The following is a 14777-nucleotide window of genomic DNA, read 5'->3' on the forward strand; positions in this document are numbered from 1 at the left end:
CTTCTAAAAAATAAAATCTTAAAATAGAGCCTTTATTCCTACAAGAACAAGCCCGATTAAAAAGCCGCACACAGCACCGTTTACACGAATCCACTGCAAATCTTTCCCGACATTTGTTTCTATCATATGAGTTAGTGTCTTCGTATCTAATTTATCTAAATTCTCTTTCACAAGTGTTCCGATTTTTGAATGGTTATGATCAACAAAGCTAACGATTTGTTTTTTTAGCCAGGTTTCCAACTGTTGAACTTTCTCTTCATCAGCTTTTAATTTCCCAAGATTATTAGCGATGATTGGGAGAACATATTTGTCATAAAAGTTAGGCTCTCCTGTGAAGTCTAATGCTTTCTGCTGAATCTCAGTTAACAGCTCTACAATCTTTTCTTCCAGATGCCAGCGGTCAATTATTTGTGTTCGGAAGTGCTCAAGTTCTTCATAAACCTTCTCATCTGATTTTAGACTTTCCAGCTTTTGATGAATATGAAGCAATAATGTCTGCCGATTTTGATTATTTGGGTCACGGAAGCTGTCGACCCCTTTTACAATGAGACTCTGAATGATATTGCCTAGTTTTTCTTCGTTTACAAGACTACTGAAGGATCTTAGGGCAAACTGCATGAAACCATCTGCTTTAATATTTTCAATCATCTCCACTGCCATACCGCCGAGTCGATACTTCGTGCTGTCTCTTTTGGCCCATTCATCAACTTCCTTTAATACGTAATCTAATGCTTTTTCATCGTATTTTCGCAATGAAATTTGGTCAATTAATAAAGGAAGATAATTTTTGATATCGATTTTTTGCAGCCGTACCTTTATTTCCTTTTTAAGGATAGGGGCTATTTTTTGGATATCGATGAGATTAATAAAATGCTGCAGCAATGAAATAATATTTTTTTTGGCTGCTTCTGATTCCATTTCTTTTTCGGCTAATTCAAATAATTTCTCGCTTATTTGAAATGAATTAATTTTTGCCCGAATACTCTCTTTTGTAAGCCAATCATTCTCCAGCATCGAAATAATTTTACCGGTGATTTTTTCGCGATTCTTTGGTAATAGGGCCGTATGTGGGATTGGAACACCAAGTGGGTGACGGAATAACGCTGTTACGGCAAACCAATCGGCAAGTCCGCCTACTAATCCAGCCTCAAACCCACCCTGAAGGATCGTTTTCCAAATGGATGGCTCTAATGGAATGGTAATCAGAAAACCGGCAGCCATTACAGCGAGAGAAATAGTCGCTAAATGCCGGGTGTTTTTTTTTGGTTTTTCCATCTTATAACTCCTTGTTTGGTTTAATCATTGTTTTGAATATCAGGTCAAGAACTAATATAGCGAAAAAAAGAGGAATACACAAACAGAAATGATTGAAGAAGCAGAGGGGAAAAGAAAAAGCACTTCTCACGATTGAGAAGTGCCTTTCTTTTCAGGCCTATTGTGTGTGATAAGTCCATCGAGTTCGGTAATGTAAAATTGGATTTCGGGCGCCGCTTTGAGATATTTTTCCTGTAATAATTGATAATAATTTACCCTTCGCTGTGGATCATAGCTTAATATAGGAAATTCTTTACGTTCTTCTACATATAGGTCGACCGCTTTTTGCACCATATCCATTGCTGGTGGAATATGTCGTTCATCTTCCTCGAATAAATCGTAGGTTTCCTTTGACATATAGAATTTTTTTGTGGGAATTCCGCCAAGTATAGGAGCTAACTGATGGAAGTCAATACTGTGGTCATCTTTGACAAGGATAGTCCGATAGACTCCTTTTGGGAGGCACTCGGAAAATTTTCTGATGGCCATGCGGACATCGTCGAGAGTCACATCAATAGTTGGATAATTTTTCGCCGCTGCCTGTTCGTTTTTTATTCCTTTTTGATTAGGTGGTGTAAAGAATTTAATGATAAAGTAGACAACAAAGACAGTAAAAATAATACCGAATATCCAGCTGAAGGAAAGCGGGTTCATAACAACCTTCTCCTTTACATTAATATCCTTTCATCTTTATTATATATAAATATTAACAAAAAAGGTATCTGCTATATAACCGCAGATACCTTTTTTGTTAATGTATATGATTATTTTCATTTCTGTATTTAATCTTCAGTTCATCAAGATGTTCATCAACTGATAAATATGTTTCTGTATCTTCAAAGAACCATGAATCATTGCTTTCGACAAAGAAAGTGATCCCATTCACTTCTTTAGAAAATGCGATATCTCCTGGCGTTTCAAGCGAAAAAGCTAAGCTGTAGCCTTTATGCTTTGCCCCTAAGCCGGCATATTGCGGGAACAATCTTACAGTGAATGGCTTGTGGAAATCAAATTCTTGAGTAAACCATGCTGCTGCTTTTTCATCGATTGATAAGAACATATTTATGCACCAACCTTTTTGTAGGAGTATGTTTTTTTTACAGAAGGATGTAAGAGTTTACTTATAGGGTATAATTTTTTTGAAAAATTGACTATGATATAACTCACAAACTGCTTCTTGTGTTGTTGTTGTAATAAAATGTTCAAATTTAAGGATGTTAAAGTGTGAACTAAATCAATATTCTATTTAGCAAAATGAGTTTAAATAAAGATAGTTAATAAATACGCTGGTGGGGATTATATGAATAAAGATTGGACAAAGGATTTAGAGCATGATGAATACGAGCAGGATATCGATCTTATCATAAAGGCTGCTTTGACAGCGGTGGAAGAAACAGCGGCAGGGTGCTATGTAAATTTAGTCACCGCCTCAGCCTTTGGCAGCCCGGAGGATTATTTACAGCCTTTACTCGAAGGGCTTTTTCCAAATAAGCTTAGAGTCAAATTTATTGATCAATGTGGATGCGGCGGATATGTTCTCAGGGTTTGGAAACTATAAGTGCTTTTTGAATTGTTTCCTCTATGAATTGTTCCCTTTTTTGTAACATTAAAATTGTAAGAATGATGATATGATGAAGGAAATTAGAAAAAGGAGATTTTGACCTATGGAGCATGAATTCACAAGGCTTTCCGAAAATGTTAATGATATAAAAACGCTTATTAAGATGTTTAATGAAACATTAGATAATATTGAAAAAAGATTGTCAAGATTAGAGAAAGTGGATAGCATTGAGCATCGAGTTACGGTTAATCAAATTGATTTATCCGATATTAAAGATTCATTGCACAGAATGGAAGAAACTCAGAAGAACGATATTCAGCACATTAATCGCCGCCTTGATTCCCATCTGGTCAAAATTGCAAAAGCAGAAGAAGAAATATTAATTTTTAAAAATAAATAATAAGCAAAAGAGCCAGACGAATGTAACGTCCGGCTCCAAATTTATAAAGCATCAAAGTTTATTTAACAAACCCTTGACACCAAGATATAGTATTGCGACAGAAAAGACAAGGATGGCAAGTGCTCCTACAACATCAAATAATGATGACAAACTAGCTAAAAATGAAATCGCTGGCATTTTGACTAAGGCGAACCCTGCCAAAATACAAGCTAAAAAAAGATATGCCGCTTGATTCATTTTCATCCCTCCTTACTAGCAGAATATGCAAATGCCGAGAAGAGGGAATAGGAAATTGTCCTATTTTTCATCAAAAAAACCAAACCATTATGGTTTGGTTTTTATCAAGGCTAATATAGTACCTCTGATTTTGGTAAAGCGATTTGCTGTTGGACAGCTGTTTCATCATCGGTGCTTCTCTTTGTGACTTCAATATATTTTAAATGGTGTTCTTCCATTTCAATAATTTTGAAGGCATAAGAGTCATGAAGAATGGTATCGCCTTCTTTGGCCTCATAATTTTCCGTTAAAATCCAGCCGCCGATTGTATCCACATCTTCATCATTAATTTCGATGCCAAATAAATCGTTTACTTCACTAACCAAAACTTTAGAGTCAATGATATAGTGATTTTCTTTTATTTTACGGACCTCAGGAATTTCATCCATATCAAATTCGTCGCGAATTTCCCCGACAATTTCTTCGAGGATATCTTCAACCGTTACTAGACCTGAAGTACCGCCATATTCATCCATTAGTACAGCCATATGCAGTCTGTCTTTTTGCATTTTAACAAGTAAATCATGAATTGGAATGGTTTCAATGACTCTAATGATTGGACGGGTATAGGTTTCGAGTGTCATCGACGTCAACTGACCATTTCCAATAAGGTCTGTCATTATTTCCTTTATATTCACTAGCCCGATAATATGATCCTTATCCCCATCAATAATTGGGTAACGGGTAAATTTCTCTTCCCGTATGACCTTAAGCAGGGTGTCAAGTGTATCATCTTTTGACAATGATACAATCTCTGTTCTTGGGACCATAATTTCTTTGGCAATTCGATCATCAAAATCAAAAATTTTATTTACATACTTAAACTCTGATTGGTTAATTTCGCCACTTTTATAACTTTCCGACAGGATGATTCGAAGTTCTTCTTCCGTATGGGCAATCTCATTTTCCGAAACCGGCTTTAAACCGAACAGACGGGAAACTACCCGAGCTGAACCGTTCAGAACCCAAATTGCAGGGTACATGATCTTATAAAAAAGAATCAGCGGTTTTGATAAATTAAGGGTAATCCATTCTGCCTTTTGAATTGCCAATGTTTTCGGTGCAAGTTCGCCGACAACGACGTGAATGAAGGTTATCGATGCAAAGGCAATCGAAATGGATAAAACAGTAACGGCATTGTCAGGAATACTTAATTCACGGAACACCGGACCAAGCAGATGCTGGATGGTTTTTTCACCAATCCAACCTAAACCTAATGCAGTAATGGTGATCCCAAGCTGACAGGCCGACAAGTATTCATCCAGATTTGAAATAACCTTTTTCGCTGAAACCGCCTTCGAATTTCCTTCTTCGATTAACTGGTCAATTCTTGAACTTCTTATTTTAACAATCGCAAACTCCGAAGCTACAAAAAATGCTGTTAATCCAATTAAAATGGCTATTAAAACCAAGTTAAATATGTCCAAATAAATTCCCTTAGCCCGTTTTTAAGACGGGTAAGGAGTCACCTCCCGGTTTATTAAAAAATTAATTTGAAACCTTTACTAAAGACTTCTTTAATGCAATCTTAAGCAAGCTAAGATTGTTAATTAGATTTTCTTTTTGTTTGTCATCCAAGTTTTCTAAAATTGGAATTAAATCAAATAAATCACTATGCAGCTGTTTCACTTGCTGTGTCACAGCACTGACATGTTTATCAACTTCCGAAGCGCGGATATTGCCAGCCTTCCGCATTTCTAGCTTTCTCTTAATCTCGTCTAATGGAAAATGCAGATTCTTGCATTCTTCAATAAACTTTAGATCATGCAAGGATTCCTCGGAGTAGATGCGGTAATTGGACTTAGAACGCTCCGCTTTAAGCAAGCCAATGGACGTGTAGTAGTCAATGGTTCTTTTCGAAACCATTGCACGTTCTGCTAGTTCACCAATTCGATAGACAGCCCCATTTTACCACCTCAACAAATGTAAATTACCTACTATTATAAAATAAATAAACCGTACAGTCAAACGTTCTAGTTTAAATATATCCGTATTTCTACATTTTATGGAATAACTCTAACAAATATGAATCCAAATTAATAAAAAAAGTCTCCTATTCAGGAGACGAGGTAATTTTTTTTACATCGATATATAAAATATGGTGACCTTCATTTTCTTTTATTTGAAAAACGAATCCTTCTCTTTCAATGGAGTCACCTTTCTGAACATCAAACTTTTGGGTTAAAAACCAGCCGCCGATTGTATCGATATCCTCTTCCTCCAGGGTTGTCCCTAATAAATCATTTACCTCACTGATTAAGACTTTGCCATCTAAAATAAAGTGGTTTTCTCCAGCTTTTTGGATCAGCGGGAGCTCATCGAGGTCGAATTCATCACGTATTTCACCGACAATTTCTTCTAGAATATCTTCAATTGTTACAATTCCTGCCGTACCACCGTATTCATCAGATAATATGGCCAGGTGAGAACGGTTCTTTTGCAGCTTGATTAATAATTCTTTAATGGGGATGGTTTCTATCACATGAATAACTGGATTGATGTAATTTTCAAGCGGTTCCTCCCCTAAACATTTTTGCTGAATACAATCGGTTAATACTTCCTTAATATTGACGATTCCCAAAATATTATCTTTGTCACCGTCAATAACGGGATAACGGGTGTATTTTTCTTCTCTCACTGTCCTAATGATTTCGTCCATTGTTGCATCTTTGGAAAGTGTGATTAGCTCTGTTCTAGGCACCATGATTTCTTTGGCTACACGATCGTCGAATTCGAAGATATTATTCATGTAGCTGTATTCGGACTGGTTAATTTCTCCACTCTCATAGCTCTGGGAAAGAATCATTCTTAATTCCTCTTCAGACATCACAATATCATTTTCAGAAGCGGGCTTGATGCCGAATAATCCGGTCACAAAGCGAGCTGAATGATTAAGAACCCAAATGAAAGGGTACATGATTCGGTAAAACCAAATTAGCGGTTTTGCAATTTGCAGTATAATTTCTTCAGCCTTTTGAATGGCGAAGGTTTTTGGCGCTAACTCACCAATGACAACATTAAAAAAGGTAATTATGGCGAATGCCAGGATAAAGGAAATAATCTCCTTAACTGAAAGCGGCATGGGAATTAAATCAAAAATCGGCTTTAACAGTTCACGGACGGTTGACTCACCGCGCCATCCTAAAATAAGCGAGGTGACAGTGATGCCAACCTGTGTCGCCGACAGGTAACCATCCATGTTGGAAATGACCTTCTTAGCCGCCTCCGCTTTTCTATTTCCTTCTAATATTAATTGATCGATTCTTGTTGTCCGCACCCTTACAATCGCAAATTCGGATGCAACAAAAAATGCGGTAAAAGCAATTAAGAGTGCAATAATTATAACGTTAATCCAAATCATCGGTCGCCTTACAAGGTGTAAGGCACGCCACCTCACTTACAAGATTACTGATTGTCTCAGTTGAACTTTAATAAATTTGACTACTTATTATATTATTTCAAAAAAAAATTTGATTAGCAAATCCGCTGTTTGCTGCAAAAAAAGAACTGCCTTTAGGGGCAGCTGTTACTGGGGTATGTTATTTGATGACACGATGCATGCCATTCCATTCACGAGCGAGCATGCTATAAATTATTATATCATGGTAATATCCACTTAATAGTTCACCATCTCTGACTGTGCCTTCCCTAATAAATGCTAGACGTTCAGGAATGGCCCGGCTTTTTTTATTTTTCACCCCGCAGCGTATTTCAATTCTGTTAAGCCCTAAATCAAAATAGGCGTAGTTTAGCATGGCCTTGACGGAACGTGAAACAATTCCATGCCCTTCAGCATCTTTCGATAGATAGTAACCAATACTCGCTAATTTGTTATACCAATCGATTTGATGAATTCCGATGACTCCGACAAGCGTACCCTTATAAAGAATCCCAAGATTATAGGCGCTGTTTTCGGCGAATTGATTCAGCCAGATTGGGATCAAATTTTCAAAATCGAAGGGAGTCAACATAGTATCCACCCACGGCAGCCATTCACGCAAATGGACCCGATTTTCTTCAACGAGCTTAAAAAGCTTCATCGCATGATGTCGCTGCAATAATTGCAATTCAATATCATGATCAACCTTTAAAGTAAACATAGGCAAACTCCTAAAATTTTTACTACATGATATGAGAGCGGAAGGGTTCGGTGCTTTTTTCTTGCAATCATTATAAGTTTTTTCTTGTGTTTATGATGGAAGCGTTGTATATTTGAGTTAATTTGAGGGCTTTTCCACAAGGGGTGCTGCGGTTACGCGGCTGAGAGTGAACAAATAAGTTCTAACCCTTTGAACCTGTTAGTTAACGCTAGCGTAGGGATGTGGTTTTATTGCTGAGTTCTAAGCAATGCAGACAATCCTTATGTTTGCATTGCTTTTTTGCGTTTTTAAAAAAATAAAAGGGGGCAGTTTAAGTGAACAAGACAAGAAGCAATACATTATTTATTTCCGAAGTGGCGGTATTTTCCGCACTGGCTTATTTATTGGATTTTCTTGCGGGAATTCTTTCATTAAAAATCTGGCCGCAGGGCGGTTCAATATCCATCGCTATGGTACCAATTTTCCTCATGGCCTACCGGTGGGGAATCAAAGGCGGTCTCCTCACTGGGTTCATTCTCGGTCTATTACAATTTATCCTTGGCTTTGCTCAAATTTATACAATCATCCAAGGAATTATCGATTACTTCATCGCCTTTACGGTTGTCGGTCTAGCTGGGGTTTTTGCCCGCCAAATCAAACAATCTTACGATATAGGAAATAGAGGAACATGGGTAACTTATGTAGTCCTAGGGGCGTTTATCGGGAGTCTCCTTCGGTATGCCTGCCATGTAGTCTCTGGTGCTGTGTTTTTTGGCGAATATGCTCCGAAGGGCCAGCCGGTGATGGTTTATTCGCTTCTCTATAACGGAACTTATATGCTTCCAAGCTTTGTGATTAGTGCCATTATCGTCGTTTTGGTCATCAGTGCTATGCCAAAAAAAATGCTGATTCAGCAAAAAAAATGGGAAGATAATAGGAAGGTCGGATGACTTTCCTATTTTTTTTCATACAAATGTCAAAAATTTATTATACGAATTTCTGAAAAAAGTGTTAAAATGACAATATAGAAAGAGAATCATTCTCATTTAACTTAGATAGGGTGATCATTCATGATTTGTTCGTTAAAAGCAGGTGAAAAAGGAAAAATCGTAGATCTTTCTCATGTGAGTCACCTTGTACAAAGACGGTTGCTTGACTTAGGAATAACAGAAGGTTCAGAAGTATGTGTAAAATGTGTCATGCCATTTGGCGGACCGATTATGATTGAGTCCTGCGGGCAATGCGTAGGAATCCGCCGGAAGGAAGCGGTACAAATGGAAGTGGTGAAGGTATAATGGAAATCGCTCTTATCGGTAATCCAAATACCGGGAAAACATCTTTGTTCAATAATCTAACAGGTTCCTATGAGTATGTTGGCAACTGGAGCGGTGTTACGGTTGAAAAGAAGGTTGGCTTGTTTAAAAAAATAGAAGGCCATTTAATAGATTTGCCTGGTGTGTATACGTTAAACCCGCTATCTAGGGATGAAGGCGTTGTCACAAACTTCTTTTTACACGAATCGGTTGACCAGCTATTGAATATATTAGATGCTTCACAATTAGAACGAAATTTGCATTTAACACTGCAATTGCTTGAATTTGAAAGGCCTGTTCTTATTGGCCTCAATATGATTGATGTGGCTGATAAACGCGGAATTAAAATAGATCCGGCAAAGCTTTCAAAGCTCTTAGGTGTCCCAGTTGTTCCGGTTATCGCTAGGAGTGGGAAGGGCTGCGACAAGCTTGTCGATATCATTTCAACGAAATCTTTGAAGCCTGTCAACAAGAATCTTGTTTATTATGGAAAAGAAGTTGAAGCAGCAATAGCAGCACTATCTAAGGAAATAAACAATAAAACAGAGCATTCTCATCGCTTTTTAGCGGTGCAATATTTAGAAGGCAATGAATATGTAAAAAATTATTTACACGAAATTGCCGATTCTAATGTACTTAGTGCAATCGCAGCCAACCTGGAAGCGGAACTGCAAGAACGCTATGGCAATAAAGCATTAGCAAACTTTATTTATTTAAAGAGAAAAGAGGCAATTGAAAAAATTGCTGCTGAGGCTGCTGTTAAGAGCAGCAGTGAAATTCCGCTATCTGAAAAAATTGACCGGATTGTAACAAATAAATTTTTAGGAATACCAATTTTCTTATGTTTAATGTATTTTATGTTCATGCTGACGTTCGATTGGATCGGAACTCCGTTGTCAGACGCCTTGGATGGCTTTTTAACTGGTCCGATTACCAATCTTTTCGAAACAGCTTTATCGGCGATCCATGCATCTGATTTTATCCATGCCCTAATTATTCAAGGGTTAGTAGCCGGAGTCGGCGGCGTGCTTGTGTTTGTGCCGCAAATTTTTATTTTGTTCCTGTTTATTTCACTGCTGGAGGATTCCGGTTATATGGCCCGTGTGGCATTGGTTATGGACCGAATCATGGAATCAGTCGGGTTAAACGGAAAGGCATTTATTCCGATGATTATCGGCTTTGGCTGTAATGTTCCGGGAATCATGGCTGCAAGAACAATTGAAACTCCAAGGGAGCGGCTCCTGACGATTTTATTGACGCCGCTAATGTCGTGTTCAGCAAGACTTCCGGTATATGCCCTATTTGTCGGTGCATTTTTTGCAGGACACCGGGCGCTGATTGTCTTAAGTTTATATGTACTGGGAATTATTGTGGCATTAATTCTAGCAAAAATTTTCTCATCTACAATATTAAAATCAGAAACTTCTTTATTCGTCATCGAATTGCCGCCATATCGGCTGCCTCAGTTTCAGTCGTTATGGAGAAGCACATGGGACAAAGGAAAAGGCTTTATTCGAAAAGCAGGAACGTTCATTTTTGCCGGTTCTGTATTTATTTGGCTCTTATCATATGCCGGACCAGGCGGCTTAAATGTGGATATGGATCACAGTTTCCTTGCGTTAATTGGCGGTGTGATTGCTCCGGTTCTCGCGCCAATCGGCTTTGGCACCTGGCAGGCAGCCGCATCCTTAATTACAGGCTTTCTTGCCAAAGAGTCGATTATTGCTTCGATGAATATCATCTATTTTGTTCCTAACGATGCGAGTTTGCAAGGGCTTTTGGCCAATTATTATACACCACTGGCCGCATATAGTTTTATGGTGTTTATTTTATTGTACATTCCTTGTTTGGCAACGACGGCAACCATCTATAAAGAAACTGGATCGAAAAAGTGGACTGTTTTCTCCGTCGTATATGCCCTTGTTATCGCCTATGTTTTGTCGTTGGTGATTTATCAGGGCGGCAGGTTGTTCGGACTGGTGTAATTTTAGGGGAGATGATCATATGATAGCCAGCATCATTATCGGTGCAGCGATATTTGGCTACGCTGCCTATGCAATGGTGAAATTTATCAATAAATCCAAAAAAGGAAAATGTGCTGCATGCGATCTGAAAAATTCATGCTCTAGTAATTGTGGTCTGCCATCAAAGGTTAAATAATGGTTGAAAATTGGCTGCTGTCTTTCGGGACAGCAGCTTTTACTTTTAAAATTAAGAAAGGTTGTGTAAAATTACACTAGATGCTATTGAAGGAAGGGTTTCAAATGAACAGGGATGATATTATCCAGCAAGTCTCTGAAAAACTTCGGTTAATTCGGACAGAGGCAGGCTATACCCAAGATAAAATGGCCGAAATTATTGGTGTTTCCAAGAAAACTCTTGTCCAAATTGAAAAGGGAAGAGTCCTTGCCAACTGGTCCACCGTTGTAGCCATTTGCGCTCTTTTCCGTGAAACAGAAACAGTTCAATTTCTTTTTGGAAGTGAACCGCTTGAAGTCATCGAAACGGTTGCCCGTGACGGGATTGATTTTAGAAAATCAAAAACACTGGGCGGCCGTGTTTGGTGGAAGGTACTTCAAAAGAAAAACGGATTCATTTTGCAGCAACATATTTTAAGTAAACATTTTCGAATATTGGATGAAAGAAACTACCGTATTTTTAGCAGTCTGGATGAAGAGCAAGCTCGGCTGCGTTTTAAGGAATTAACACAAAAAGGAGATGGGTCCTTGTAAGCCCGTCTTTTTTCTTTGTAGGACATAACCGTCATAAAAGTCAGCAAAGTATCGAAAATTATACGTGCTATCATAAATGATTTTGTTACATCTAGGAGGCAATATGAATAAGCAGACGATTGGCAGTGTGGTTAACTATTTACGAAAACGTCATTTCATCCAAGTCATACTGCTGTCTACATTAATAGTTATTTTAGGCTTTTTCGGTTTATTATATTATTTTTCAAAGGATGTTGATATTTCTGGCCTTAAAAATGAAATCCCCCAGCCAACCGTCTTTTTCGACTTAAATGGCAAAGTGGCTAGTAAAATATCAGCCAATAAAAATGAAGGTGTTCCGATACAGCAAGTTCCGGAGTCAATGAAAAATGCGATTGTGGCAATCGAAGACCACCGCTTTTATAAGCATAGCGGTGTAGATTTCATCGGGATGTCAAGAGCTCTTGTCCGTGACTTAAAAGCAGGAGGGATGGCAGAGGGCGGCAGCACGATTACACAGCAGCTGATCAAAAATACATTGCTAACGTCGCAAAAAACGCTGCTGCGCAAATTTGAAGAAGTGTTTTTAGCATTAGCCGTAGAACGGGAATATACAAAACAGGAAATTCTCCAAATGTACTTAAACCAGATTTACTTTGGGGAAGGAGCATGGGGGATCAAACAAGCTGCTGGCAAATATTTTGCCAAGGATGTGAAGGATTTATCGCTTAGTGAATCCGCCATGCTCGCAGGATTAGTTAAGGCTCCATCTGCCTTAAACCCTTATGACCATATGGAAAAAGCAGTGGCAAGAAGGAATCTTGTGCTGCAGCAAATGAAGAATCAGGGCTACATTACAGAGGCGCAATTGGAGAAGGCGTCGCATGAAAAGGTCGTTTTAAATGATAAAGGCAGTGACCCATTTCGAGGGAAATTTCCTTACTATGTTGACCAAGTCTTAAACGAAGCGATTCATCAATATGGTTTTTCTCAGGATGAATTGCTTACAGGTGGGTACCAAATTTATACAGAAATCGACCCGACGATGCAGACTGCGATGGAGAAAACCTATCAGCGAGATGATTTATTTCCGGGGAGTAGTGACAAGCTCGTTCAAAGCGGCGGGGTTTTATTGGATCCCCAAACGGGCGGTGTAAGAGCCCTTGTCGGCGGACGAGGAGAACATACTTTTAGAGGCTATAACCGGGCAACACAATTAAAGGCGCAGCCTGGTTCATCGTTTAAGCCGTTAGCAGTTTATACTCCTGCGCTTGAAGAGGGCTGGAAAATTACAGACATGCTGAAGGATGAGCAGATGAGTTTCGGAAATTATCAGCCGAGCAATTATGATCATCAATACCAGGGCAAAGTTCCAATGTATGAAGCTGTAAAAGAGTCGAAAAATGTTTCCGCTGTTTGGCTTTTAAATGAAATTGGCCTTGAAAAGGGTTTAGAAGCGGTAAAGCGGTTTGGGATTTCTCTTGATCAGGAAGACCGAAATTTAGCGGTTGCTCTTGGTGGACTGCATAAAGGTGTTGCACCAATTGATATGGCTGAGGCATTTTCTGTTTTCCCGAATAACGGGATGCGGGTGAATGCCCATGTCATTAGAAAAATAGTGGATGCTAATGGAAATGTTGTTGCCGAGTGGAAAGGGAAGTCGGTGCGGGTGACCACGAAGGCGGTTGCCGACGATATGACTACGATGCTCATGGGTGTAGTTGAAGAAGGAACAGGGAAAGCTGCCCAAATCCCCGGACGTGAAACGGCAGGTAAAACGGGCTCCACCCAGGTTCCAATCCAAGGCATAAATGGCTTGAAGGATCAATGGTTTGTAGGGTATACGCCGCAGCTGGTCGGAGCCGTCTGGGTAGGCTATGACCAAACAGACGCCAAGCATTATATTACCCCTGTTAATGGTACCGGAGCCGCAGTTGTGTTTCGCGAAGCCATGACCGATGCCCTGCGTAATACGCCAGTTGAAAGCTTTAACGTGCCTCATATCGCCCCCCTGATTGAAAAAAGGGAGCGAGAAAAAATCCTTGAGAACTTCCAAAAAGGTTTTAATAACGAAGTTCATAAATGGGAAGAAAAATGGAATAAACAAAAAGAAAAATGGAACAAGAAGAAGGAGAAAAATAAGGGGAAAGGGCCCGGGCATGGGCATGGTCCCGGCCCCGGACATTAAGTTGTAGTTGGTTGTGGGTTATTTTAAGCAAATTTATAGTACGTGATATTAATAATTATTAATCATATAAATGCCTTACAAGCTTCAAGGAACACGAAATCGTAAGAAAAGAGAAAGAAGTGCATATAGACGCCTCAATGAACACGAAATCGTGAAAAAAAGAGAAAGAAGTGTCCATAGAGGTCCTCAATGAACACAAAATTGTGAAAAAAAGAGAAAGAAGTGTCCATAGAGGTCCTCAGTGAACACGAAGTCGTGAAAAAAAGCGGAAGAAGTGTCCATAGAGATCCTCAATGAACACGAAGCCGTGAAATAAAGCGGAAGAAGTGTCCATAGAGGTCCTCAATGAACACGAAATCGTGAAAAAAAGAGAAAGAAGTGTCCATAGAGGTATTCAATGAACACGAAATCGTGAAAAAAAGCGGAAGAAGTGTCCATAGAGGGATAAAGTCCATATAATTGTGTAAAAAGAAAGAGTCATTTTATTCACTCTTGGCAACACTGTTTTCAACCACGATAAACAATGAAAAGAGGAATAAAAATGACTCACTTACAGTTTAACCTAGATATGGACCTTTTAAAAGAATCCGTCATCAATTCTAACCTAGATATGGTGATTAAATCAGCGCTTGTCTTAGTTCTTAATGAATTTATGGAAAAAGAAAGGGACGATTATTTACAGGTGGCTGCCTATGAACGATCTACGGAGCGCCGGGACTACCGAAACGGTTACTATGAACGTGAATTGATTCTAGGTATTGGCAAATTAAAGCTGAAGGTACCCAGGACCCGAAATGGCGAATTTTCTACTTCGGTCTTTGAAAAGTATGAGCGTTGTGATCAAGCTCTAGTTCTCTCCATGCTTGAAATGGTTATTAACGGCGTTTCGACCCGGAGGGTCACTCACATTGTCGAGCAGCTCTGTGGGGAAAACA

17 protein-coding genes and 1 riboswitch are annotated in these 14777 nt (G+C 39.0%); of the genes, 9 read left to right on the plus strand and 8 right to left on the minus strand.

Annotated elements, in window-relative coordinates:
• Positions 1-18: 18 nt before the first annotated feature.
• The 3 genes from A6749_RS19390 to A6749_RS19400 form a co-directional block, all read right to left on the minus strand.
• A complete protein-coding gene (locus A6749_RS19390) occupies positions 19-1275 on the minus strand; it encodes a DUF445 domain-containing protein (protein WP_066394445.1) in 1257 nt (418 codons plus the stop codon).
• Positions 1276-1401: 126 nt separating this feature from the next.
• Positions 1402-1968, minus strand: coding sequence for a DUF3939 domain-containing protein (locus A6749_RS19395; protein WP_084797903.1), 567 nt, complete (start codon positions 1966-1968; stop codon positions 1402-1404).
• Between the two features lie 97 nt (positions 1969-2065).
• On the minus strand, positions 2066-2374 hold the full coding sequence (locus A6749_RS19400) for a HesB/YadR/YfhF family protein (RefSeq protein ID WP_066394455.1): 309 nt from the start codon (positions 2372-2374) through the stop codon (positions 2066-2068).
• Positions 2375-2614: 240 nt separating this feature from the next.
• Between A6749_RS19400 and A6749_RS19405 the strand changes: the two genes are divergently transcribed.
• Complete coding sequence (locus tag A6749_RS19405; protein WP_066394466.1) at positions 2615-2872, plus strand: CGCGG family putative rSAM-modified RiPP protein; 258 nt, start codon at positions 2615-2617, stop codon at positions 2870-2872.
• Positions 2873-2978: 106 nt separating this feature from the next.
• Positions 2979-3275 carry a hypothetical protein gene (locus tag A6749_RS19410; RefSeq protein ID WP_066394469.1) on the plus strand — a complete coding sequence of 99 codons (297 nt, stop codon included), beginning with the start codon at positions 2979-2981 and terminating at the stop codon, positions 3273-3275.
• Positions 3276-3326: 51 nt separating this feature from the next.
• Here the strand turns inward: A6749_RS19410 and A6749_RS19415 are convergent, their stop codons facing one another.
• The 5 genes from A6749_RS19415 to A6749_RS19435 form a co-directional block, all read right to left on the minus strand.
• Positions 3327-3512, minus strand: a complete 186-nt coding sequence (locus A6749_RS19415; protein ID WP_066394480.1) for a hypothetical protein — start codon at positions 3510-3512, stop codon at positions 3327-3329.
• Between the two features lie 110 nt (positions 3513-3622).
• Positions 3623-4978 carry a hemolysin family protein gene (locus tag A6749_RS19420; protein ID WP_066394487.1) on the minus strand — a complete coding sequence of 452 codons (1356 nt, stop codon included), beginning with the start codon at positions 4976-4978 and terminating at the stop codon, positions 3623-3625.
• 61 nt (positions 4979-5039) lie between these two features.
• The gene (locus tag A6749_RS19425) at positions 5040-5441 is read right to left on the minus strand and encodes a MerR family transcriptional regulator (protein WP_269085730.1); all 402 of its coding nucleotides are present in this window, start codon (positions 5439-5441) and stop codon (positions 5040-5042) included.
• A gap of 163 nt (positions 5442-5604) precedes the next feature.
• Positions 5605-6912 (minus strand): hemolysin family protein, encoded by a 1308-nt coding sequence (locus A6749_RS19430; protein WP_066394496.1) that lies wholly within the window; start codon positions 6910-6912, stop codon positions 5605-5607.
• A 178-nt stretch (positions 6913-7090) separates the two neighbouring features.
• A complete protein-coding gene (locus A6749_RS19435) occupies positions 7091-7651 on the minus strand; it encodes a GNAT family N-acetyltransferase (RefSeq protein WP_066394500.1) in 561 nt (186 codons plus the stop codon).
• Between the two features lie 129 nt (positions 7652-7780).
• Positions 7781-7888: riboswitch (TPP riboswitch) on the plus strand.
• Positions 7889-7965: 77 nt separating this feature from the next.
• Between A6749_RS19435 and thiT the strand changes: the two genes are divergently transcribed.
• The 7 genes from thiT to A6749_RS19470 form a co-directional block, all read left to right on the plus strand.
• On the plus strand, positions 7966-8580 hold the full coding sequence (gene thiT, locus A6749_RS19440) for an energy-coupled thiamine transporter ThiT (protein ID WP_066394508.1): 615 nt from the start codon (positions 7966-7968) through the stop codon (positions 8578-8580).
• A gap of 120 nt (positions 8581-8700) precedes the next feature.
• Entirely contained in the window at positions 8701-8925 is a 225-nt protein-coding gene (locus tag A6749_RS19445) for a FeoA family protein (protein WP_066394511.1), read from the plus strand.
• Positions 8925-10928: a ferrous iron transport protein B gene (gene feoB, locus A6749_RS19450; protein ID WP_066394512.1), complete on the plus strand. Its 2004-nt coding sequence runs from the start codon at positions 8925-8927 to the stop codon at positions 10926-10928. The genes A6749_RS19445 and feoB overlap by 1 nt, the downstream gene beginning before the upstream one ends.
• A 19-nt stretch (positions 10929-10947) precedes the next feature.
• Positions 10948-11103 carry a FeoB-associated Cys-rich membrane protein gene (locus A6749_RS19455; RefSeq protein WP_066394518.1) on the plus strand — a complete coding sequence of 52 codons (156 nt, stop codon included), beginning with the start codon at positions 10948-10950 and terminating at the stop codon, positions 11101-11103.
• A 104-nt stretch (positions 11104-11207) separates the two neighbouring features.
• The gene (locus A6749_RS19460; RefSeq protein ID WP_066394524.1) at positions 11208-11675 is read left to right on the plus strand and encodes a helix-turn-helix transcriptional regulator; all 468 of its coding nucleotides are present in this window, start codon (positions 11208-11210) and stop codon (positions 11673-11675) included.
• Between the two features lie 103 nt (positions 11676-11778).
• On the plus strand, positions 11779-13842 hold the full coding sequence (locus A6749_RS19465; protein WP_066394533.1) for a transglycosylase domain-containing protein: 2064 nt from the start codon (positions 11779-11781) through the stop codon (positions 13840-13842).
• 541 nt (positions 13843-14383) lie between these two features.
• Positions 14384-14777 (plus strand): transposase (locus A6749_RS19470; protein ID WP_180321139.1); only part of this gene is annotated, 394 nt, incomplete at its 3' end.

The organism is Neobacillus mesonae (assembly GCF_001636315.1).
GTDB lineage: Bacteria > Bacillota > Bacilli > Bacillales > Cytobacillaceae > Neobacillus > Neobacillus mesonae.